Raw genomic sequence first — 22,744 nt, forward strand, 5'->3', positions numbered from 1 at the left:
GAGTGACGGGAAAGGGTTACGCGCTGGCGCGCGCGGTGCCCGGCACGCGGGCCGCGACGGCCTGGCGCGAGCCCGGCCGGCCGATCGGGTGGTATTCGATGCCCTGCTCGCTCATCGTCTCCGGCTCGTACAGGTTGCGGCCGTCGAAGATCACCGGCGCCTTCCACAGACGGCCGAGCGCGACGAAGTCGGGGCTCTTGAATACCTTCCATTCGGTGACGATCACGAGCGCGTCGGCATCGCGCGCGGCCTGCGCTTCGTCGTCGACGAAGGTCAGGCGCTCGAGCCAGCTCGGGTGATCGGCGAGGTCGAGCGCGATCACGCGGCGCGCTTCCTGCTGCGCGACCGGGTCGTACGCGGCGACACGCGCGCCGCGCGACAGCAGCTCGGCGATCAGCTCGCGGCTCGGCGCTTCGCGCATGTCGTCGGTGTTCGGCTTGAACGCGAGGCCCCAGACCGCGAACGTGCGGCCGGTCAGGTCTTCTCCGAAGCGCGCGACGATCTTGTCGGCGAGCACGCGCTTTTGCGTGGCGTTGACCGCCGACACGGCCTTCAGGATCTGCAGCGCCTGTCCGTGCTCGTCGGCCGTGCGGATCAGCGCCTCGACGTCCTTCGGGAAGCACGAGCCGCCGTAGCCGCAGCCGGCATACAGGAAGTGATAACCGATGCGCGGGTCGGAACCGATCCCGCGGCGCACCGACTCGATATCCGCGCCGAAGCGGTCGGCGAGGTTCGCCAGCTCGTTCATGAACGAGATGCGCGTCGCGAGCATCGCGTTCGCCGCGTATTTGGTGAACTCGGCCGAGCGCACGTCCATGTACAGCGTGCGTTCGTGGTTGCGGTTGAACGGCGCGTACAGCTTCTTCATCAACTCGCGGGCACGCTCGCCCGGCACGTCGTCGTCGCAGCCGATCACGATGCGGTCCGGCCGCGTGAAATCGTCGACCGCCGCGCCTTCCTTCAGGAATTCCGGATTCGACACGACCGAGAACATCTGGTCGCCGCCGCGCTTCGCGAGCTCCTCGGCGACCGCCGCGCGCACGCGCTCGGCCGTGCCGACCGGCACCGTCGACTTGTCGACGATCACCTTGAAACCCGTCATGTACCGGCCGATGTTGCGCGCCGCCGCGAGCACGTATTGCAGATCCGCCGAGCCGTCCTCGTCGGGCGGCGTGCCGACCGCGATGAACTGCACGTCGCCGTGCGCGACCGCGGCTTCGACGTCGGTCGAAAAGCGCAGGCGGCCGGCCGCGCGGTTGCGCGCGATAACTTCCTTGAGGCCCGGCTCGTGGATCGGCACGCCGCCGTTGTTCAGGACGTCGATCTTTGCCTGGTCGACGTCGAGACAGAACACGTCGTGCCCGATGTCGGCGAGACAGGCGCCGGTGACAAGACCTACGTAACCGCTGCCGATGATAGTCAGATTCATGATGTGTCGGACCTCGTGACCAATGATTCGAAAATCGTTAAACCGGAATGCCTGCGTGGCACTGCCGCTCGGAAAAATGCCGGGCCGCCCCGGGTTTTCCGCTCCGCCGAAAGTCCCGTCTCGGGGACCCGGCGCGAAGCGGCACGCCCGGGGCGCTCAATAAGCGTTGCTGCCGGTGAAGCCTTTCCAGAGCGTCAGCGCGACGATCTTGATGTCGAGCCAGAACGACCAGTTCTGCATGTAGTACAGATCGAGCTTCACGCGTCCCATCATCTTCTCGATCTGGTCGGTCTCGCCGCGAAAGCCGTTGATCTGCGCCCACCCGGTGATGCCGGGCTTGATCCGGTAGCGGAACATGTAGCCCTTGACCAGATCCTTGTAGATGTCGTCGTGCGCGAGCGCATGCGGGCGCGGGCCGACGACCGACATCTCGCCCTTCAGCACGTTGATGAACTGCGGCAGTTCATCGAGGCTCGTGCGGCGCAGGAACCGGCCGACCGGCGTCACGCGCGTGTCGTTCTTGGTCGCCTGCGTGACCTGCCCGGACACTTCCTGATGCACCTTCATCGAGCGGAACTTGTAGATCTCGAACTCGTGCCCGTCGATGCCCTTGCGCTTCTGGCGGAAGAACACCGGCCCGCGCGACGTCAGCTTGATCAGGCCGGCGATCAGCACCATCACCGGCGCGAGCATCGCGAGCGCGGCCAGCGCGAACAGCCGGTCGAACACGAATTTCGGCAGGATCCGCACATCGGTGATCGGCGACGCCGCGAGATTGATGGCCGGCACGCCGAGCACCTCGACCACCTCCTGGTTGAAGAACGACAGCGTGCGCACGTCCGGGATGAAGCGGATATTCACGAAGTCGTGGCGGAACACCGTCACGATCTGGTGAATCCGGCGCTCCTCCGAAACCGGCAGCGTGAGCCACAGCTCGCTGATCGCCCGGCTGCGCACCAGCCACACCAGCGATTCGAACTGCCGCTCGATCCGCACGTTGTCGAGCGCGACTTCGCCCGGCGCTTCGCTTTCGTCGTACACGCACACCGGGTTGAAGCCCGCTTCCGGCCGTGCCCGCATCTGTGCGATCAGCCGCCGCGCGGCCGGCGTGCCGCCGACGATCGCGACCGCCTTCAGGTTGTAGCCGCCGCGGCGCAGTTGCCGCAGCACGACGTGCACGCAGGCCTTCGAGCCGGCCAGCAGCGCCATCGTCGCCAGCGCCCAGTAACCCAGCCACAGCCGCGACAGGTCGCCCGACTGGTGAAAGCTGAAGCTCATCAGGATGCCGGCGAGTTCGACCGCGAGCCACGCGAACGCGACACGGCCCATCAGCCCGACGAGACGCTTGCCGCGCCAAGACTGGTAAATGCCGACGGCCGGAAAGAACACAACGACGAGCAGGCAGTCGAACAGCACCGTCGTGCGCTGCAGGTCGTTGAGCCAGATGCTGCCGCCGTGCAGCGCGGCGGCGATCAGCGCCCCCGTCACGACCATCGCGATATCGATGATTCTCGCCAGCACGCTCAACATGTCTGCTTCCTCTCTGAACAGGCGTTTGCCGAACAGCTCCTTGCGCAGCCCGTGCCGCACATTCGATTCAAACGTTGCATGACGCTATTGAAGCGACAAGAAAATTTCTCCTCAAGCGCACAAGTATTTCGAAAAATAATCGGAAAATCTTGCCGCGATATTTTTTAATTAAAGCGGCACGTTTTCCCGAATTGTTCAGGAATTGGAAATTTTTCGGAATCTTTACAATTTCCGCTCATCCTTTGCGGGCGGTCATGCCCGGCCGAATCGCGGAATTATTTTTTATTTTTTTATTGGCATCGGATGCTATCGATGAAAATTTCCCGGATGCGCGCCCGGCGAATGGCGGGCAATGGGTCCGGTTTTATTGTCGATTTACTTCATGCTAAAACGACAGGCACTGACTTCAACCGTGGAGAGTGTCATCATGAATGCTCCGGCCGTGGCAGCCGAAACGCGCCCTTCTTCTTCCGCCGCACCCGCCGCCGGCACGCGCCTCGCCGTGCAGCCGGTGATTCTTGCCGGCGGTTCCGGCACACGCCTGTGGCCGATGTCGCGCGAACGTTTTCCGAAACAGTTGATCGGCCTGCTCGGCGATCATTCGCTGCTGCAGTCGACCGCACTGCGCCTCGACGGCCTGACGGCCGCCCATCCGCTGAACGACGACGTGCTGATCGTGTGCGGTGAGGATCACCGCTTCACGACCGCCGAACAGCTGCGCCTGACGGCCAAGCGCGCGACGATCATGCTCGAGCCGCTCGGCCGCGACACCGCGCCCGCCCTGACGCTCGCCGCGCTGCGGCTCGTCGCCGGCGGCAACGATGCGGTGATGACCGTGATGCCGGCCGACCATGCGGTCGCCGACCTGCCGCGCTTCCACGCGGCCGTCGCGGCCGGCGTGCACTGCGCGGCGCAAGGCAAGATCGCGACGATGGGCATCGTGCCCAAGCACGCGGAAACCGGCTACGGCTACATCCGCGTCGGCGCGCCGCTCGGCGACGCCGCGACGGGCAGCCTCGACGTGCGCCGCCTCGACCGTTTCGTCGAGAAGCCGCATCTCGAACTTGCTCAGCAGTACGTCGCGTCGGGCGAATACTGGTGGAACAGCGGCATCTTCATCGTGCGCGCGTCGGTCTGGCTGAAGGCGATCCGCCAGCTCGAACCCGCGATCTACGCGGCCTGCGAACAGGCCGTCGCACAGGGCAAGGCCGATGGCGACTTCTTCCGCGTCGATCGCGATGCGTTCGCCGCGGCGCCGTCGAACTCGATCGACTACGCGGTGATGGAACCGCTCGCCGGCCTGCCGCAACTGTGCGAGAGCGTCGTCGTGCCGCTCGACGCGGGCTGGTCGGACGTCGGCTCGTGGGACGCAATCTGGCAGATCTCGCCGAAGGACGATGCCGAGAACGTCGGCCGCGGCAACGTGCTGTTCGAAGACGCCGAATCGACTTTCGCGCATTCGGAAAGCCGGCTCGTCGCCTGCGTCGGCACGCAGAACCTGGTCGTCGTCGAAACGCCCGACGCCGTGCTCGTCGCGGACAAGTCCCGCGTGCAGGACGTGAAGAAAATCGTCGGGCGCATCAAGGCGCAACGCGGCGCGGAAGCGACCGATCACCGCAAGGTGCATCGCCCGTGGGGCCACTACGACTCGATCGACATGGGCGAGCGCTTCCAGGTAAAACGCATCGTCGTGAAGCCGGGCGCGCAACTGTCGCTGCAGATGCACCACCACCGCGCCGAACACTGGATCGTCGTGCGCGGCACCGCGTGCATCACGCGCGGCGACGAAACGTTCCTGTTGTCCGAGAACGAATCGACGTACATCCCGCTCGGCGTCTCGCACCGCCTGCAGAACCCGGGCAAGATGCCGCTCGAACTGATCGAGGTGCAGTCGGGCGCGTATCTCGGCGAGGACGACATCGTCCGCTTCGACGATACCTACGGCCGACAGTAATGCGGCAGTAATGCATCACGCGCCCGGGGCGCCGCTTCGACGGCGGCGCCTGCGGGCGTGGCAGGCAACAGGGTGGTAAGACGGGACTTCCGCGCGGGCGTCGTGGCACACGACGGCCCGCGCGTTTCATTCGAACGACGTTCAGCCTACGCGGTACTCGTATTCACGACGCTCCGGCTGCACCGGATCGTTGCGGCCTTCGGACAGCGCACCCGAATGACGCTCGGCGATGAAGCGCTTGATGTCCGACTCCGCGCGCGCCAGCGCGGACAAGCCGGCCAGCACCTCGCTTTGCGGCGCGCGCGCCGGCTCGTCGCTCGCACCGTGGCGATCGATCCACTGGCGCGCCCAGTCGAGCGCGTACTGCTCCGCTTCCTCGGCATCGGTGAAGCGCGGACCGATGAGGCCCGAACGCTCGACGCGCCGTTCGTCCTGCGTGATCTCGGCCCATGCGCGATACATCAGGTTCTGCACCGGCTGCGCGATACCGCAGATCGTATAACCGCGATATTCGTCGACCTGCGGTTCGGCCGCGGCGAAGCTCGCCGACGACGGGCGCGCATGGCGCAGTTCCGCGGCCGGCGCGCCGGGCACCGCGAACGACGCACCGGACGGATCGCCCGTTTCGTCGTTCGGCATCGCACTCATCGACGCACCTTCGCCCTCCCAAACGTTTGCCTGCGCAACCGGCAATTGCCACGATTCGGGGTTTTGCCAGAACACGCCGCGCAAGCGATCGTTGTCGGGCACGGGCTCCGCGCGACGCGCAGGCACGACTGCCTCCGGCGGCGGCGGGATATACGCGAACGTGCGCCCGCTGAACTGGGTCAACGCATCGATCATCTGCAGCAACGTGCCGTTCGCGAGCCATTCCTCGTAGCGGCGGCGGCACGTCGGCCCGGACGGATAACGGCCGGGCAGCTTGGACCAGGCTTCACCGGTCGTCAGGATCCAGAGCACCGCGTTGGCAACGACGCGCGGTTCGGCTCGTGGACGCCCACGACGATTCAGCCGGATGGGTTCATCGGCGATCAGCGTTGAAAGACGAAACCACTCTTCATCGTTAAGCTCATCGAAGAACATAGTAGATCTCTCCACGCAGCCAGGCCGGGCTGCGATTGGCGGCGCCGTCGCGATGCTTCGCGTCGCGGGGCGGCCAGGTTGCACATTATGGTTATCCGGTGTTGTGCATGCCGGCGCGACACCGCACTTTCACGGTGCCGCCATTCCCGGCAATGGCGCACAAATCACGGTCTCACTCCAATGTGGGAATTTTTGTGCACGAAGCATACCATCCTCAGGGTTTATCTCAATATGACAATGACTTAATGTTACGCACTGAAACAACCTGCCATGGATAGGTAATCTATTTACGCATGAATTTTTTTGCGAGATCTTTATGCGCTCCGCTGCAAAAGCCCGCCTGGCGGGGCTCCGCAGGGTCTGAAGAATGCCCGCCAATAGGCCTTTTCGGGCCGTTCCGGCCCCTGCCGGCAACAATCTCCGGAATTGCTTCCGAAAATCGGTAAATCAGAGGAAATTTCGTAACAAGATATTCACGAATCGGTAAATCATTCGAATACCGCTCAGTCGAATTATCTCCATGCACAATCTTTTTATTGTTTCTCCGCGAGTGATGAAAACACGGTGACGCGCGATGCACATTGTTTCTCCGCATGCAAATCGTGACGCCTGTTACATCTTCGCGGCGGCCGGCGGCCGGCGGCCGGCGACCGGCGCGCGGCAGCACCGCACCGTGTGCGGAAATTCTGTTTCGGGTCGGAACGGAAAAACGGAAACCGGCGTGCAAGACGCGCGCGTCAGCGCAGATCGCCGGCCAGCGACGCGGTTACGTCCGCGTCCACACGCTGCGGCGGCATCGTGTAGGCCGGGTGATCGCAGCCGATCGACAGCCCGGCCCCGCCCTTGAGCGCCGCGCGCATCGGCGCATCGAGTTCGAAGCGCACGAAGTGCACGGCCGACGTCTTCTCGGCGTTGTCGCGTTCGAGATCCTCGTCGGCGTGCGCGTAGACGCTCGCGTGCCCGTCGACCCGCAGGTACACGCGATCCTCGACGCCGATCAGCCGCGCGAGCGCCGCGCGCCGCTCGACTTCGTGCTCGTATTCGATCTGCAGCGTCGCCTTCAGGTTGGTGCCGTCGGGCACGAGCGGCAGGTACGCTTCCAGTTCGCCTTCGATGCCCGCCTCGTCGAAGATCTTCTCGATGTGCAGCATCTCCTGGATCTGATAACGAATCGTCGTCTCGTCCTCGAACAGGAAACGCAGATGGTTGCCGAGCGCCACCGCGCGGCGACGCTTGTACGCGACGAGCCGCGCGTGTTCGGTCCTGCGGATCTTCGCGTACGCTTCGAGCGTCAGCAGGGAATCGCGGGTCAGCGTCATGGGATGTCCTCGTGGGTCGGCCGGCATCGGCTCAGATGCCGTACGCGCGACGCAGCAGCGTGAGCGGATGCGCGAGCGGCGCGGACGGCAGCCCCTTCTCGTCGATGCCCTGCACGATGTGATGGCCGGCGAGCGCGCAGTCGGACGACACGAAATCCGGCTTCGGCTCGGCCATCGCCTTGAACACGGGCGCGCCGATCCGCATCGCGTCCGCATGGAATTCCTTCTTCACGCCGAACGTGCCCGCATGCCCCGAGCAGCGCTCGACGACATTCACGCGCGTATCGGGCACGAGCGACAGCGCGTCGGCCGTCTTGCGGCCGATGTTCTGCACGCGCGCATGACACGGCACGTGATACGACACGGTGCCGAGGCCGGTCTTGAAATCGGTCTTCAGCAATCCGTCGCGATGTCGCGCGATCACGTATTCGAACGGATCCCAGAATGCGTCGGCCACCGCGCGCACGGTTTCGTCGCCGGGGAACATCAGCGGCAGTTCGCTCTTGTACATCAGCACGCAGCTCGGGATCGCGCCGATCAGCGCGTAGCCTTCGCGCGCATAACGTTCGAGCACGGGCATGTTCACGGCCTTCTTCGCGGCGACGCCGGCGAGGTTGCCTTGCTCGAGCAGCGGCATCCCGCAGCAGGCTTCGCGCGTGACGAGTTCGTACGGAATGTCGTTGTGCGCGAGAATCGCGAGCAGGTCGTGGCCGATGCCCGGTTCGTTGAAATTCACGTAGCACGTCGCGTAGATCGCGACCTTGCCGGGCGTGCGTTCGCCGTCGCGCACGGGCGGGTTGGCCGAGCGCTTCGCGGCGCGGCGGAACTTGCGCGGCGCGAACTCCGGCAGCCATGCGTTGCGATCGACGCCGAGCGCCGCTTCGAGCGCATGCCGCGCCGGCGGCGTGCGGTTCACCGCGTTCACCGTCTGCGTGACGATCGGGATACCCGCGAAATGGCCGAGCGCATCGGTGTTCGACAGTATCTTGTCGCGCAGCGACGCTTCGCCGCGCTGGTAGCGCGCGGCCTTGCCGCGCAGCATCAGGTGCGGGAAGTCCACGTTCCATGCGTGCGGCGGCACGTACGGGCATTTCGTCATGTAGCAGAGGTCGCACAGATAGCACTGGTCGACGACCTTGCCGAACGCTTCCTTCGGCACCTCCTCGATGTCGCCCATCGGCGTGTCGTCGACCAGATCGAACAGCGCCGGAAACGCGCCGCACAACGACACGCAGCGCCGGCATCCGGCGCAGATGTCGAACACGCGCGTCATTTCCGCATCGATCGCGGCCTGGTCGTAGAACGCATCGGACTGCCAGTCGAGCGGATGCCGGGTCGGGGCTTCGAGACTGCCTTCCTTGTGGGGCATGGGGCGCTCCAGCGTGGCGCGCATGCGCGCGAGCGCGCCGCCCGCGCGCTGCGGGCAGCGATGAACGAACGGCCTGCCGCTGGCCGGTCACCCGGCACGTGCCGTGCGGCCCGCGGCGGCCCGTCAGTCGACGAGGCTGTCCAGCGCCTTCGTATAGCGGTTCGCGTGGCTGCGTTCGGCCTTCGCGAGCGTCTCGAACCAGTTCGCGATTTCGTCGAAGCCTTCGTCACGCGCCGTCTTCGCCATGCCCGGATACATGTCGGTGTATTCGTGCGTTTCGCCGGCGATCGCCGCTTCGAGATTCAGCCGCGACGAGCCGAACGGCAGGCCCGTTGCCGGATCGCCGACTGCTTCCAGATATTCGAGATGGCCGTGCGCATGGCCGGTTTCGCCTTCGGCGGTCGAGCGGAACAGCGCGGCGACGTCGTTCTGCCCTTCGACGTCAGCCTTCGAAGCGAAATACAGATAGCGCCGATTCGCCTGCGATTCACCCGCGAATGCGGCCTTCAGGTTCTCTTCGGTTTTGCTGCCCTTGAGTTGAGCCATTTGCGCCTCCGTGCGAGTCGGCGCGGCCGCGTATGAAGCCGGGCCGATGATGTATGTGGGGAACGATGCGTTTGCCGGGGCGCGCATCGCGCTCTTTAATCTAGGCGCTCGCGTTCGCATCCCCCAATAGGCTTTTTCAATGCTGGTGATAGTGCCGGGTGCCGGAATCGCCGGGAACGCGGGTTCGGCGCGCGGTGCGTCGCGCTCACGCGCGGCTCATGCGTCACGCGTCCGTCGCGCGCCTGAGCAGCAATTCGCGTTCGCGTTCGTTGCGCGTCAGTTCCGCCGCGCGGCGGAACTCGGTCTTGGCCTCGTCGGTGCGGCCGAGCTTCGCCAGCAGGTCGCCGCGCACGCTCGGCAGCCAGTGATAGCGCACGAGCGCGGGATCGTCGCGCAACGCGTCGACGAGTTCGAGCGCCGCGGCCGGCCCGAACGCCATGCCGACGGCCACCGCGCGATTCAGCTCGACGACGGGCGACGGCGCGACTTCGGCGAGCGCGTCGTACAGCGCGACGATCTGCGCCCAGTTCGTGTCCGATGGCTGCCGCGCGCGCGCGTGGCAGGCGGCCAGCGCGGCCTGCAGCGCATACGGCCCGCGCACGCCGCCGAGCTTCGTCGCCCGTTCGAGCGCCGCGAGACCGCGCCGGATCAGCAGCGGATCCCAGCGGCTGCGGTCCTGGTCGAGCAGCAGCACGGGCCGGCCCTGCGCGTCGGTGCGTGCATGCATGCGCGACGCCTGCAGCTCCATCAGCGCGACGAGCCCGAGCACTTCGCTTTCGTCCGGCGCGAGCCCGGCCAGCACGCGGCCGAGCCGCAACGCCTCGTCGCACAGCGCCGGACGCGTCCAGTCGTCGCCGGCGGTGGCCGCATAACCTTCGTTGAACACCAGGTAGATCACTTCGAGCACCGATGCGAGCCGCGCGGGCCGCGCATCGGCGGCCGGCACCTCGAACGGCACGCGCGCCGCCGAGAGCGTGCGCTTCGCGCGCACGATCCGCTGCGCGATCGTCGGCTCGGGCGTCAGGTACGCGCGCGCGATCTCGCCCGTCGTCAGCCCGCCGAGCAGCCGCAGCGTCAGCGCGACCCGCGCATCGGTCGACAGCACCGGGTGGCACGACGTGAAGATCAGCCGCAGCAGATCGTCGCCGAAGTCGTCGTCGCTCGCGTCGGCGAGTGCATCGGCGATATCGGGAACGACATGCGCTTCGAGCGCGTCCATTTCGTGGCCAAGCTGGTCGCGCTTCGCCGCATGGAGTGACTCCTGCCGGACGCGGTCGAGCGCGCGACGCTTCACGGCCGTCATCAACCACGCGGCCGGGTTGTCGGGCACACCGTCGACGGGCCAGTGCTCGAGCGCCGCGACGAGCGTGTCCTGCGCCAGTTCCTCGGCCACGCCGACGTCCCGCACCACGCGCGCGGCGCGCGCGATGATTTTCGGCGCCTCGATCCGCCAGACCGCTTCGATCGCACGATGCGTCGCCTCACGCGTCACGACGCGTGCCCCTGTGCAGTCGCGTCCTGCTCCATGTACATCAGCTCCCACGTGTGGCCGTCCGGATCGGCGAACCCGTGACCGTACATGCCCGGGTACTCCAGCGGCGGACGCGGCGTGGACCCGCCGGCCGCGCGCGCCTTCGCGACGACCTCGTCGACTTCGGCACGGCTTTCGCACGACAGACACGACAACGCCTGCACGTGCGTCGCCGGATCGACGATGGTCTTGTCGGTGAAGGTCTGGAAAAACGGCCGCACGAGCAGCATCGCGAAGATCGTGTCGCTGATGCGGATGCAGGCGGCCTGGTCGTTCGTATAGGCCGGCACGACCTCGAAGCCGAGCCCCTGGTAGAACGCTTTCGAGCGCGGCAGGTCGGTAACGGGCAGGTTGATGAAAACCATTTTGTGCATGACGGGGGCTCCGGTAGGAATGGATTCAGGCTTCAGGCGGGAATTCAGGCAGCGTTGCCGCGGCCGACGTGGAGTTCGCGGAACCGCTCGACCGCATCGCTCGGCGTGAGGTCGTCGAGCTCGAACAGCGGCCGCACCTCGATCTCGCAATCCATCTCGGCGCCGAACGGCGCGGGAAACCGGCGCGTCCATTCGAGCGCCTCGTCGCGTGAACGCACCTGGATCAGCGTATAGCCGGCGATCAGCTCCTTCGTCTCGGCGAACGGGCCGTCGACCACCGTGCCCTTGCCGCCCGTGTAACGCACGCGCCAGCCGCGCGCGCTCGGCCGCAGCCCGTTGGCATCGAGCAGCACGCCGGCGTTGGCCAGTTCCTCGTGATAGACGGTCATGGCCTCGACCAGCCGGTTGTCCGGCAACGCGTCGGATTCGCTGACGGCGTTCGCCCGGATCATGATCATGAATCGCATCGTTCACTCCTTGTCGTCGGTGGCAGGAGGCGTCCGTTCATCGGCGCCTTATCCTGACGACGGGCGGCACCCGGCCGGATCGACACGCGCCGCGACGAGTCAGGGTAAATACCGAGTCATCGCATTCACAGGAAGCACGGGCCAACCGCGCGCACCTCGACCGTGCACCATTGCGCGGCCGGGCACTGGCGCGCGATCTCGATCGCTTCTTCGCGCGTGTCGACGTCGACGAGGAAGAAGCCGCCGACCATCTCCTTGGCTTCCGCGAACGGGCCGTCGAGCAGGCGCGTCTCGCCGTCGCGCACCTGCACGCGCGTGCCGCGCTCGGAGCGCTCCAGCGACTCGACGCCGCGCAGCACGCCGCGCGCCTTCAGTGACTCGGCGAAATCGACCATCCGCGCATACAGCGCCTGCCCTTCGTCGAGCGTGCGTTCGGCGCGCTGGTCGGTCGGTTCGACAATCAACAGCATGTAAGACATGGGCTTCTCCTGTGGGGACGGGGTGCAGCGGCGTTCGCCGCGCGATCGGCGTGCGACACCCGATGCGAAAGCGTAACAGCCGCGGCAGGGCCTGCCTGCATCGTTAGCCATCCGGCACTGGCCGGACGGCCAATTCGGCCGCTTCCTGACATTTTGCCGTCAAGATGCGTTCCCGAACTGTCGGATTTTCTTCCAGTGGACCGTCCCATGTCACACCTGCTTCCGTCGCTTGCCGTTGCGCTATCGCTCGTCCTCTCCTTCCTGCCGGCCGCGGCGGCGCTGCCGGTCAGCGCCGGCTGCGGCGGCGCGACCACGGCCATCGCCGACCTCCGCAGCGCCCGCGGCCCGTCGCCGCTGGCCGGGCAAACGACCTCGATCGAGGCGGTCGTCACCGCGGCGTTCGGCGGCGCCGACGGCCTCGGCGGTTTCTTCGTCCAGCAGGCCGACGCGCAACGCCGGCATCGGCCGGGCGTCCCGGAGGGCCTGTTCGTCTACGCGCCGAAGGTGCGTGCGAATGCCGGCGATCTCGTGCATCTCACGGGCAGGGTCGACGACCGATACGGCCGCACGCAGCTCGTGCTGTCGGGCGGCATCGCGGTCTGCGCACGCGGGCAGACGGTCACGCCGGCGACGCTCACGCTACCGGTCGCCACCCCGGCCGTGCTGGCCGCGCACGAAGGCATGCGGGTGCGCCTGCCGCAAACGCTGACGGTCAGCGATACCCACGAACTCGGCCGCTACGGCAGCGTCGTGCTCAGCAACGGCAGGTTGCGCATCCCGACCCAGGTCGCGCCGCCGGCCGAAGCCGCTGCATATGCGGCGGCCAACGCGCTCAACCGCATCGTGCTCGACGACGGCTCGAACCGCCGCGATCCCGCGACGGTCCGTTATCCGCCGCCCGCGTTGAGCGCCGCCAACACGCTGCGCGCGGGCTACACGGTGCGCGGCGTCGAAGGCGTGCTCGAACTGCGCTACGACACGTGGCGACTGCAACCGGCAGCCGGCGCGGCGCCGGTGTTCGACGCCACCGCGAATCCGCGGACCGATGCGCCGGGCCGGCATCCGGACGCCGATGTGCGCGTCGCGTCCTTCAACGTCTTCAACTATTTCAACGGCGACGGCCAGGGCGGCGGATTCGACGCGCCGACCAACCGCGGCGCGAAAACGCACGCCGTGTTCGTGCGGCAGGAAGCAAAGATCGTCGCCGCGTTGCGTGCGCTGCGCGCCGACGTGATCGGGCTGATGGAAATCGAGAACAACGGCTACGGCAACGCGAGCGCCGTGCAACGTCTCGCCGCGCAACTCGGCGACGGCTGGCGCGCGGTCGATCCCGGCACCGCGCGGCTCGGCCGCGACGCGATCGCGGTCGCTCTGCTGTACGACAGCCGCACGGTCGAGCCGGTCGGGCGCGCCGCCACGGTCTCGCTCGGCCGCCGGCACCGCCCGCCGCTCGCGCAGACATTCCGGCGCATCGGCGGCACACGCGCGTTCACCGTCGCGGTCAATCACCTGAAGTCGAAGAACTGCCCGCACGCGACCGGCGCCGACCTCGACCAGTCCGACGGCCAGGGCTGCTGGAATGCGGCACGCACGCGGGCCGCCACGCGCATTGCCGACTGGCTCGCCGCGCCGCCGACGGGTGACGCGGCCGACGGCGTGCTGCTGATCGGCGACCTGAACAGCTATGCGAAGGAAGATCCGGTCCGCGCACTCGAATCGCGCGGCTACGCGAACCTGATAACCCGCTTCGTCGGCGATGCTGCGTACAGCTACGTATTTCGCGGCGAAGCCGGCAACCTCGACCACGCGCTTGCCACCTCGACGCTCGCCGCGCGCGTGAAAGCCGTACACATCTGGCACATCAACGCCGACGAACCGGTTGCACTGCAATCCGTGCCCGATTACAAGACACCCGCGCAACGGTCGTCCTACTACGCACCCGACGCGTACCGCTCGTCGGACCACGATCCCGTCATCGTCGATATCGCACTTGACGGCAGCGGCACCGGGCCGGCCTCGGGCCCGAACCGTGCTCCCAGAAACAGCGTGGACTAGTGCATTTGCATCAGCACAACGCGTGCAACGGCACTATTTACCTGATGCCCCTGGCGACGCCATATTTACCGGGCATTCATTTCGTATCGCTGCCCGATACGCCGACTCGCCCGATTGCGAAATTTTTTCAACCGCTGCGCCGCCCCGCACGACGGGGCTTCGCGGCGATCCTGCCGACGAATTGAAAATTTGTCTCGAAACTCAATTGGATCAAGTGAATCACACTAGTTGCTGGGATTCGTCTTATCTTCAAATTAGCCTTGAATCGAAGGAGGATAAACACCATGGCACTCACCGACTCGATCGAACACAAGCTGGACCGGGGCCTGTCCGACATCCGGCGCACCGGTCGGCGCGTGGGCCGCACGACGCGCTCGGCCGCTCGTGACCTGCACGCCGACGTGACCGACGATCTGCGCGGGCTGGTCGACGAACTGGAAGACCTGCTAAAAAACGATGGCGACGGCGATATCGCCGCGCTGCGCAAGCGCGTGCAGTCCCGGCTCGATGAAGCGCGCAGCACGCTCGACCACGCGTCGGGCAGCGCGGCCGCCCGGCTGCGCGATTCGGCCGAACGCGTATCGCAGGCCGTGCACGACAACCCGTGGCAAACCGCCGGTGTCGTCGCGGGCCTCGCGTTCGTTGCGGGCCTGCTCCTTTCCCGCCGTTGAACGGCGCCGGCCGCCCCGCTGCCCGCCCCGTTGCCCGCACCGTCCGTCCTCAATCAGACAACGAAGGAGAATCGCCATGCAGAAATCTCTCGCCATGAAAGCCGCCGCCGCCGTGATGCTCGGCAGCCTCGCGCTCGCCGGCTGCACGACCACGCCCGACAAACCCGAAAACGCGTCGACCAGCGCGTCGAAGCGACAGTCGATCGACGCCAGCGTGAACGCAACGCTGTCGCGCCTTTATTCGACGGTGCCGGGTTCGCGTGAGCTCGTCGGGAAATCGCGCGGCGTGCTCGTGTTCCCGAACGTGCTGCAGGCCGGCTTCATCGTCGGCGGCCAGTCCGGCAACGGCGCGCTGCGCGTCGGCGGCAGCACCGTCGGCTACTACAACACGTCGTCGCTGTCGGTCGGCCTGCAGGCCGGCGCGCAGTCGAAGGCGATCGTGTTCCTGTTCATGACGCAGGATGCACTCGACTCGTTCCGCAAGTCGGACGGCTGGGCCGCCGGCGCCGACGCATCGGTTGCGGTCGTGAAGGTCGGTGCGAACGGCGCGGTCGATACCACCACGGCCACCGCGCCGGTCGAGGTGCTGGTCCTGACCAACGCGGGCCTGATGGGCGACCTGTCGGTGAACGGCACCAAGGTCACCCGGCTCGATATCTGACGACGCGGCGCGCGGCCTCAGGCCGTGCCCGCTTCCCGGCAGCGCCGCGGCCCCGGCCGCGGCGTTTTCGCATGGGTCACGCGCAGCGGCTATGATGGCGGCACCTTTGCGGGCATACTCCGGTTGGGCCGCCCCTGCGATGCGTTTTGCCGCGAACCCGTGACGTTCGCGAGCCGATCGCGCCCCGGGCAACGAGATTCAATCAAACCAAGCATCAATCTGCGCGAATGCCACCCATGGATAGCGGACATCACGACCACCAAAAGTTCTTCTATTTCCTGCTGTTCGCGGTCACCGTCGGCATGTGCGGGATTCTCGCGCCGTTCTCCGGCGCCGTGTTCTGGGGCACCATTCTCGCGATCCTGTTCCAGCCCGTGCAGCGCTGGCTCGCCGCGCGTTTCGGCAAGCGACGCAACCTGGCCGCGCTCGTGACGATGACGCTGATCATCCTGATCGTGATCCTGCCGCTCGTGTTCGTCGCCGGCACGCTCGTCCAGGAAATTGCTTACGTCTACCAGGAACTCAAGACCGCGCAGCCGAACTATGCGCAGTACTTCCAGGACATCATCCACGCGCTGCCGACCTCGATCCAGCGCCTGCTCGCGAAATACGGGCTGACCAACATCCCCGGCATCCAGAAGAAGCTGGCGGACGGCGCCGCGCAGATCAGCCAGTTCGCGGCGGCCCAGGCATTCAGCATCGGCCAGAACACGTTCCAGTTCATCGTCAGCTTCGGCGTGATGCTGTACATGGTGTTCTTCCTGCTGCGCGACGGCGGCGAGATCGGCCGCCGCGTGCGCCGCGCGCTGCCGCTCGACGAGGAGCACAAGAACCTGCTGCTCGCGAAGTTCACGACGGTCGTGCGCGCGACCGTGAAAGGCAACATCGCGGTCGCGCTCGTGCAGGGCGCGCTCGGCGGGCTGATCTTCTGGATCCTCGGCATCCAGGGCGTCGTACTGTGGGGCGCGCTGATGGCGTTCCTGTCGCTGCTGCCCGCGATCGGCGCGAGCCTCGTGTGGATACCGGCCGCGCTCTACTTCCTGGCGACCGGCGAGGTCTGGAAATGCGCGATCCTCGTCGCGTTCTGCGTCGGCGTGATCGGCCTCGTCGACAACCTGCTGCGCCCGATCCTCGTCGGCAAGGACACGAAGATGCCCGACTGGGTCGTGCTGATCTCGACGCTCGGCGGGATGGCGCTGTTCGGCATCAACGGCTTCGTGATCGGGCCGCTCGTCGCCGCCCTGTTCATGGCGAGCTGGGATATCTACGCGCGCGCCGAACAGGTCGAATGACAACCCCGCGTGGCCCCGTGCCACGCACTCGGCTGCCGGTAGTCCGCGCACGCGCGGAAGCTTGCGCATCGCCGCCGATGCTGCCCGCTGCGCATTGCTCCGCACGTTCCCTCTCCACTGCCGCGTGACCAGAAAAAAAGGCGGCGTGACTCATCTGTCACGCCGCCTTTTTGCTGGCGATCACTTTAGGGAGAGAGGCCGGGACGATATATGGGATAAGTCCCAAACCGAGTCCCGTTTGATCGAACTCACCGCGTTCGACAACCCTTCACGGCAACCCGCGGCCGGCATCGCGCGCCGCGGCGCCGATCACGCATCCGGATCGACGCGCAGCACAAGCTTGCCGCGATGGTCGCCGTCGAACAGGCGATTCAGCACGTCGGGCGCGTTTTCGAGACCGTCGGCCACGGTTTCCTCGGCCTTGAGCCGACCGTCGCGCAACCAGCCCGCGAGCGTCTGCACGGCTTCGCGGCTCTTGCGGTAGTCGAGGATCAGGAAGCCGCGCATCGTCAGCCGCTTCGAGATCAGCACGCCGACGTCGTCGGCCGCGCGCCCGCTGTTGTAGTTCGAGATCACGCCGCACAGCGCGACGCGCCCGCCGATCACCATCCGCGACAACACCGCGCGCATCACCTCGCCGCCGACGTTCTCGAAATTGACATGCACGCCGTCCGGCGTCGCCGCCTTCAGTTGCTGGCGGAAATCGTCGGCCTTGTAGTCGACGGCCGCATCGAAGCCGAGCGTCTCGGTCAGGTAGCGGCACTTGTCCGCCCCGCCCGCGATACCGACCACGCGCGCGCCGTGGATCTTGCCGATCTGCCCGGCGATCGAGCCGACCGACCCGGCCGCCGCCGACACGACCAACGTTTCGCCGGGCTGCACCGGCGCGATGTCGGTCAGCCCGTAGTACGCGGTGAGCCCGCTCATCCCGCACGCGCCGAGCAGCGTCGGCAGCGGCAGGCCCGACTGCGCGGGCAGCTTCACGAGCTGCGCGACCTGGTCGGCCGGCACAACCGCGTAGTCCTGCCAGCCGACGAGCCCCTGCACGAGATCGCCTTCCGCGAAACCGGCATGGCGCGACGCGACCACGCGCCCGATGCCGAGTGCGCGCATCACCTCGCCGATCGCGACGGGCGGCAGGTACTGCGGCACGTCGCTCATCCACACACGGTTGGTCGGGTCCATCGACAGGTACTGCACGCGCACGAGCACCTCGCCGTCCGCGAGCGCCGGCACCGGCGTCTCGACGAAGGAGAAATGTTCGCGGCCGACCCGCCCTTCCGGGCGCGTCTTCAGCAGCAGTTGGCGGTTCACGGGTGTCGACACGATGTTCTCCTCCGGTAGTTGTTGTGCGGGATGCGCGTCAGACCGCGCACATGCCGCCGTCGATCACGAGTTCGGCGGCCGTCACGAAGCGGCTCTCGTCGGATGCGAGATACACGGCCGCATGCGCGACGTCGTCCGGTTCGCCGAGCCGGCGCAGCGGAATACCGCGGGCGAGCTTGCGCGTTGCGTCGCGTTCGCCGAGCGTCTGGAACAGCGGCTCGACGATCCCCGTGCGGATGAACGCCGGGTGAATCGAGTTGCAGCGCACGTCGATCTCGCGGCGTGCGCAGTCGATCGCGACCGACTTCGTCAGCGACGCGACCGCCGCCTTCGACGCGTTGTACGCGGTGAAATCCGGCTCGACCTTGAACGCGGCGACCGACGAGATGTTGATGATCGACGCGGGATGGCTCTCGGCCAGATAGGACAGCGCATGCTTGCAGCCGAGCACGATGCTCTCGACGTTAATCGCCATCACGCGCCGCCATTCGTCCAGCTCGATTTGCGCGGGCGAGCCGATCGAGCCGACCCCCGCGTTGTTGACGAGCACCGACAGCCCGCCCATCGCATCGGTCGCCTGCGCGAGCAGCGCCTTCCAGCGCGCTTCGTCGCGCACGTCCTGCGTCGCGGCGAACGCGACCGGCGTCGCATGACCCGCGTTGAGTTCCTGTGCGAATGCGTCGAGCACCGCCGCGTCAACGATGTCGGTCACGAACACGCGGGCGCCCTGCTCGACCATCCGCCGTGCGATCGCGCGGCCGAGGCCGCCCGCGGCGCCCGTGATGTAAGCGCACTTGCCTGCGAGGCGCGAAGAAACGACTGTCATGGAACCTGCTCCTATCGTGAATCGTCGTCGCGCAACGCTGCCGCGACGGGTTTTCCGTGCGTATCCCGGCTGACAGATGCCGGTTGACGGCGCCTCGGCGTGACGAGGTGCCTGACGGTTTCCGCAAGTATATCGAGACGAACGTGACGCGCGCCGGGCAAGCCGGGCAGCCGGCCCCCGGTCGAACGACAGCCAGCGTACGCGAATGCCGCCAATCGATGAAATGAATATTCGTTATGCCCGGTCATAGATTCGGTTCATGACCTTCGCACGCCCGCGGCAATGCACAAGCCGGTGCGGCTGATCCTGCGAATCGGCCGGTTGTTTGATTCAGGGGGATAACGAACGTTGCGTTCCGCGATGGACGGGAAGCGATCGGAAGAAGGAATCGGGCCATTGCCGGGCGATCGCCGGCAACCACACAGCGGCGTGGGAATCCCCGCCGCCGAAACCAACAGCCGTCAGAATCCGTCGCCGGATGGCGCGCGCACGAACGCGCAGAGCTGCGGCGAATGCGTGTCGATCATCTGCTGGAATGGCGCACGGTGCCCGTACGCGATGCCCGACACGAGCAGCAGGCAGACCGCCGCGACGCGCGGCGAGAACGCACGCTGGCGCGCACCGTCGTAGCCGCGCAGGAACACCAGTGCGACCAGCGCGCCGAGCATCCAGCCGACGACGACTTCCGGAATCGTGTGCGAGTGATCGAATACGCGCGCCACCGCCGTGATCGCGCCGACGGCCAGCCCGGCCGCGATGCCGGGCGCCTTCCCCGGCCGGAACGCCTGCCACAGCATCGACAGCGCGACCGTCCACACGGACGTCGACAGCATCGTATGGCCGCTGATCACGCGGAAATCGAATTGCGGGAGTTCGATGCCGCACCCGGCATACAGGATCTTCGTTGCGCCGACCAGGCTCATGCCCGCGGCGAGCAGCACGCTCCAGCGGACCGCGAGGCGCCAGTCGGTCAGCGCCAGCCACGCCGCACACGTCAGCGCGATCGGCAAGGTCAGCGCGGCATCGCCGATGTTGCTGATGTCACTCCACATAACGGACTTCGGACGGCTATCGAAAGGCCGCAGTTTACCGTATGCGCGCCATGCGTCTGTGTCAGCCTGTTTCAGGCTGTATCAGCCCGCGACACCGGTAATCAAAAGCAGGTTCGTGCCGGTGATGACGGCGAACAGCGCCCACGCGGCGACCCGCATCCCGCGGCCGATCGCGTGCGCGCCCATCGTGTTGCGATCGCTGACCGACCGGATCAGCGGCCACATCGCGAACGGCAACTGCAGGCTCAGCAGCACCTGGCTCCAGACGAGCAGTTGCCCGACCGAGCCGTCGCCGAGCCACAGCACGCCGATCAGCGCCGGCACGAGCGCGAGCCCGCGCGTGATCAGCCGGCGCTGGTAGCACGGGATCTTCGTATGCAGGAAGCCGTCCATGATCACCTGGCCGGCGATCGTGCCGGTCAGCGTCGAGCTCTGCCCCGACGCGAGCAGCGCGACGCCGAACAGCAGCGCGGCAGCACCACCGGCGATCGGCGTGATCAGCTTGTAGGCCTGCTCGATGTCGGTCACGTTGTGCTGGCCCGTCGCATGGAACGCCGCGCCCGCGACGATCAAGATCGCCGCATTGACGAGCATCGCGACGAACAGCGACACGAAGGTATCGATGCGCACGAGCGCGAGCGTGTCGCGGACCACGCCGCGCGCGCCGCCGACGACGTGCCGCGTCTGCACGACCGACGAATGCAGATACAGGTTGTGCGGCATGATCGTCGCGCCGACGATGCCGAGCGCGAGCACGATCGCGTCCTTGCGGTCGTGGCCCGGATCGCCGGGCACGAGCCCGCCGACCACCGCGTGCCAGTCGGGCGGCGTGATCGCGACCTGCGCGACGAAGCAGAACGCCATCGTCGCGATCAGCGCGAGCACGATCGCCTCGATCTGCCGGAAGCCCTTGCCCTGCAGGCCGAGCACGATCAACGTGTCGAGCGCGGTCAACACGATCCCCCACGCGAGCGGCACGCCGAGCAGCAGCTTGAACGCGAGCGCGCAACCGAGAACTTCCGCGATGTCGCACGCGATGATCGACACTTCGGCGGTGACCCACTGCACGATCCGGCCGAGCCGGCCATAGCGGTCGTAGCTGGCCTGCGCGAGATCCTTGCCCGCGACGAGGCCGAGCCGCGCCGCGAGCATCTGCAGGAAGATCGCCGCGAGGCTCGAGAACGCGACGACCCACAGCAGCGAATAGCCGAACTGCGAGCCGGCCTGGATGTCGGTCGCCCAGTTGCCGGGATCCATGTAGCCGATCGCCACGAGCAGGCCGGGGCCGAAGAAACGCTTGAGCTTCTGCCAGCGCGGCGCGCCGGCGTCGATCGTGATGCTGCCCTTTACTTCCGACGGGCAGAAAGGGGCAGTGGCGGTAGTGGGGAGGAAGGGCATGTAAACAGGGGATCGAGATCGCGACACGACGATTTTACGGGTATCCGTCCCGTTTTCTCGCGCGCATCGTCGCATGCGGCACAACGCGTCTCGTCGCCCGCGCAAAACGCGGCTGCGGGCCCCTCGTCCGCATCGCGCAACGCGGTGCCGTGGGCGAGGATCTTGTCGCGCTCGGCGACGCGAAATTCGGTCGGCGACATCAGCAGGCGCTGGCGAAACAGCTTCGCGAGGCGCTCGCCGCTGCCGAACCCCGTGCGGCGCGCGACCTTGTCGGCCGGCAGCGTCGTGTGGATCAGCATGTGGCACGCACGCTCGAGCCGCACGTGCTGGACGAACTCGGTCGGCGTGACGCCGATCTCCTTCTTGAAGCGCCGCAGGAAATTGCGCTCGCTCATCGCGGCGGCCTGCGCGGCGTTCGCGATCGAGATGCGGTTCACGCTCTGCGCGCGCAACCGCTGCGCCGACATCCGGATCGACGGGCTCGCGCTCAGTTCGCGGAACGCCCACATCGATTGCGCATAGCGCTGCTCGACCGGCCGCAGCATGTTGCTGGCGATCTCCCGCGCGGCGCTGTCGCCGAGATCGTCGCGGAACATGTCGAGCGCGGCGGCGAACACGTCGGTCTCGCCGGCCTCCAGTTCCATCGTCGTGGCGGCACGGCGCCCGGCCCGGCCGGGCCGCATGTCGATCGCCGCCGACGGCCGCTGCGTGGCCGCGAGCGCGGGCAAGTCCATCGCGTCGACGATCCAGCGCGCATGATGACGAATGTCGGTCAGGCGCCGCTGCAATGCGTCATCCCAGTTGACGGCCGCGCGGTCGCCGTGAAGATGAAAGAACGCGAGCGCACGGCGACTGTGCTCGTCGCCGAGCGGATCGGCGGCGATTCTCACGCCGGACGACGACTGCAACAGTCCCCCGCTTTCGGATACGTACTTCAACTGGTAATCCGCACTGAACGCATGCAAACGATTCGCCAGATTGAAAGCCTCGCCAAGACGCGCGGCCTGGGCCAACGAAAACCCCGTACTCAAATAGATAACGACCCACCTCTGATCTGCTGCATTCACTGGCCAAGCCCCCGACTTGTTTCGACTTCTTCTAATACCGTCGAACTGTCAGGCTTATATTTGGTTTGAATGCGTGCGACAGGACGGCTATCCCGAAATATGAAGCGACGGCATCTTAGCCGAACGGGTCACGCCTTTGGCGCGAAATGGCCGACGGGGACAGCATGATGGCGGATTACTACAGGCTGCCACCGGCCGCTGCGATGCCGGAATAGAATCGCGCTTCTCTATGCGGCCGATTGTTGCGGCCATCATGTATCACGGGCCGCATTGTGTTGCAGCGCGTATCGGTTCGAACGGCATCGACATGCGGCG

20 protein-coding genes are annotated in these 22,744 nt (G+C 66.7%); 5 read left to right on the top strand and 15 right to left on the bottom strand.

What is annotated here, in order from left to right:
* Nucleotides 1-16: 16 nt before the first annotated feature.
* Together ACTRWB_RS00840 and ACTRWB_RS00845 are read right to left on the bottom strand one after the other, a co-directional pair.
* On the bottom strand, nt 17-1,429 hold the full coding sequence (locus ACTRWB_RS00840) for a UDP-glucose dehydrogenase family protein (RefSeq protein WP_129516827.1): 1,413 nt from the start codon (nt 1,427-1,429) through the stop codon (nt 17-19).
* Between the two features lie 156 nt (nt 1,430-1,585).
* Nucleotides 1,586-2,959 carry an undecaprenyl-phosphate glucose phosphotransferase gene (locus ACTRWB_RS00845; RefSeq protein ID WP_129516826.1) on the bottom strand — a complete coding sequence of 458 codons (1,374 nt, stop codon included), beginning with the start codon at nt 2,957-2,959 and terminating at the stop codon, nt 1,586-1,588.
* A 427-nt stretch (nt 2,960-3,386) separates the two neighbouring features.
* Here ACTRWB_RS00845 and ACTRWB_RS00850 point away from each other — a divergent pair, with 427 nt between their 5' ends.
* Entirely contained in the window at nt 3,387-4,913 is a 1,527-nt protein-coding gene (locus ACTRWB_RS00850; protein ID WP_446900596.1) for a mannose-1-phosphate guanylyltransferase/mannose-6-phosphate isomerase, read from the top strand.
* Nucleotides 4,914-5,054: 141 nt separating this feature from the next.
* Here ACTRWB_RS00850 and ACTRWB_RS00855 read toward each other — a convergent pair whose 3' ends face one another.
* The 8 genes from ACTRWB_RS00855 to ACTRWB_RS00890 form a co-directional block, all read right to left on the bottom strand.
* On the bottom strand, nt 5,055-5,996 hold the full coding sequence (locus tag ACTRWB_RS00855) for a transposase (RefSeq protein ID WP_193102187.1): 942 nt from the start codon (nt 5,994-5,996) through the stop codon (nt 5,055-5,057).
* Between the two features lie 737 nt (nt 5,997-6,733).
* Nucleotides 6,734-7,315, bottom strand: a complete 582-nt coding sequence (locus ACTRWB_RS00860; RefSeq protein ID WP_412025000.1) for a DUF3501 family protein — start codon at nt 7,313-7,315, stop codon at nt 6,734-6,736.
* A gap of 31 nt (nt 7,316-7,346) precedes the next feature.
* Complete coding sequence (locus ACTRWB_RS00865; protein WP_193101033.1) at nt 7,347-8,684, bottom strand: heterodisulfide reductase-related iron-sulfur binding cluster; 1,338 nt, start codon at nt 8,682-8,684, stop codon at nt 7,347-7,349.
* A 123-nt stretch (nt 8,685-8,807) separates the two neighbouring features.
* Complete coding sequence (locus tag ACTRWB_RS00870; RefSeq protein WP_048250182.1) at nt 8,808-9,230, bottom strand: rubrerythrin family protein; 423 nt, start codon at nt 9,228-9,230, stop codon at nt 8,808-8,810.
* A gap of 223 nt (nt 9,231-9,453) precedes the next feature.
* The gene (locus ACTRWB_RS00875; RefSeq protein WP_419687574.1) at nt 9,454-10,722 is read right to left on the bottom strand and encodes an RNA polymerase sigma factor; all 1,269 of its coding nucleotides are present in this window, start codon (nt 10,720-10,722) and stop codon (nt 9,454-9,456) included.
* Complete coding sequence (locus ACTRWB_RS00880) at nt 10,719-11,135, bottom strand: VOC family protein (protein ID WP_048250180.1); 417 nt, start codon at nt 11,133-11,135, stop codon at nt 10,719-10,721. Before ACTRWB_RS00880 ends, ACTRWB_RS00875 begins: the two co-directional genes overlap by 4 nt.
* Before the next feature lie 44 nt (nt 11,136-11,179).
* Entirely contained in the window at nt 11,180-11,602 is a 423-nt protein-coding gene (locus ACTRWB_RS00885; RefSeq protein ID WP_065502590.1) for a YciI family protein, read from the bottom strand.
* Nucleotides 11,603-11,727: 125 nt separating this feature from the next.
* Entirely contained in the window at nt 11,728-12,081 is a 354-nt protein-coding gene (locus ACTRWB_RS00890) for a YciI family protein (protein WP_069750127.1), read from the bottom strand.
* 207 nt (nt 12,082-12,288) lie between these two features.
* Here ACTRWB_RS00890 and ACTRWB_RS00895 point away from each other — a divergent pair, with 207 nt between their 5' ends.
* From ACTRWB_RS00895 to ACTRWB_RS00910, 4 genes are all read left to right on the top strand, one after another.
* Entirely contained in the window at nt 12,289-14,136 is a 1,848-nt protein-coding gene (locus ACTRWB_RS00895; protein WP_446900597.1) for an ExeM/NucH family extracellular endonuclease, read from the top strand.
* Nucleotides 14,137-14,420: 284 nt separating this feature from the next.
* Entirely contained in the window at nt 14,421-14,807 is a 387-nt protein-coding gene (locus tag ACTRWB_RS00900) for a DUF883 family protein (protein ID WP_175776084.1), read from the top strand.
* A gap of 76 nt (nt 14,808-14,883) precedes the next feature.
* Nucleotides 14,884-15,468 (top strand): BPSL1445 family SYLF domain-containing lipoprotein, encoded by a 585-nt coding sequence (locus tag ACTRWB_RS00905; RefSeq protein WP_048250176.1) that lies wholly within the window; start codon nt 14,884-14,886, stop codon nt 15,466-15,468.
* Nucleotides 15,469-15,704: 236 nt separating this feature from the next.
* Nucleotides 15,705-16,760 (top strand): AI-2E family transporter, encoded by a 1,056-nt coding sequence (locus tag ACTRWB_RS00910; RefSeq protein WP_129516818.1) that lies wholly within the window; start codon nt 15,705-15,707, stop codon nt 16,758-16,760.
* Nucleotides 16,761-17,069: 309 nt separating this feature from the next.
* On the opposite strand, the gene ACTRWB_RS00915 is transcribed toward ACTRWB_RS00910, so the two are convergent.
* The 5 genes from ACTRWB_RS00915 to ACTRWB_RS00935 all read right to left on the bottom strand — a co-directional run bounded on the left by ACTRWB_RS00915 (nt 17,070) and on the right by ACTRWB_RS00935 (nt 22,375).
* Complete coding sequence (locus tag ACTRWB_RS00915) at nt 17,070-18,086, bottom strand: NADP-dependent oxidoreductase (RefSeq protein ID WP_193101038.1); 1,017 nt, start codon at nt 18,084-18,086, stop codon at nt 17,070-17,072.
* Between the two features lie 37 nt (nt 18,087-18,123).
* Complete coding sequence (locus ACTRWB_RS00920) at nt 18,124-18,912, bottom strand: SDR family oxidoreductase (RefSeq protein WP_446900598.1); 789 nt, start codon at nt 18,910-18,912, stop codon at nt 18,124-18,126.
* Nucleotides 18,913-19,373: 461 nt separating this feature from the next.
* Nucleotides 19,374-19,964 (bottom strand): phosphatase PAP2 family protein, encoded by a 591-nt coding sequence (locus ACTRWB_RS00925; protein WP_446900599.1) that lies wholly within the window; start codon nt 19,962-19,964, stop codon nt 19,374-19,376.
* An 81-nt stretch (nt 19,965-20,045) separates the two neighbouring features.
* Complete coding sequence (locus tag ACTRWB_RS00930; RefSeq protein WP_446900600.1) at nt 20,046-21,362, bottom strand: Nramp family divalent metal transporter; 1,317 nt, start codon at nt 21,360-21,362, stop codon at nt 20,046-20,048.
* Nucleotides 21,311-22,375, bottom strand: coding sequence for a helix-turn-helix domain-containing protein (locus ACTRWB_RS00935; RefSeq protein ID WP_446900601.1), 1,065 nt, complete (start codon nt 22,373-22,375; stop codon nt 21,311-21,313). The genes ACTRWB_RS00930 and ACTRWB_RS00935 overlap by 52 nt, the downstream gene beginning before the upstream one ends.
* Between the last annotated feature and the right edge of the window lie 369 nt (nt 22,376-22,744).

Source organism: Burkholderia sp. YIM B11467, assembly GCF_052952715.1.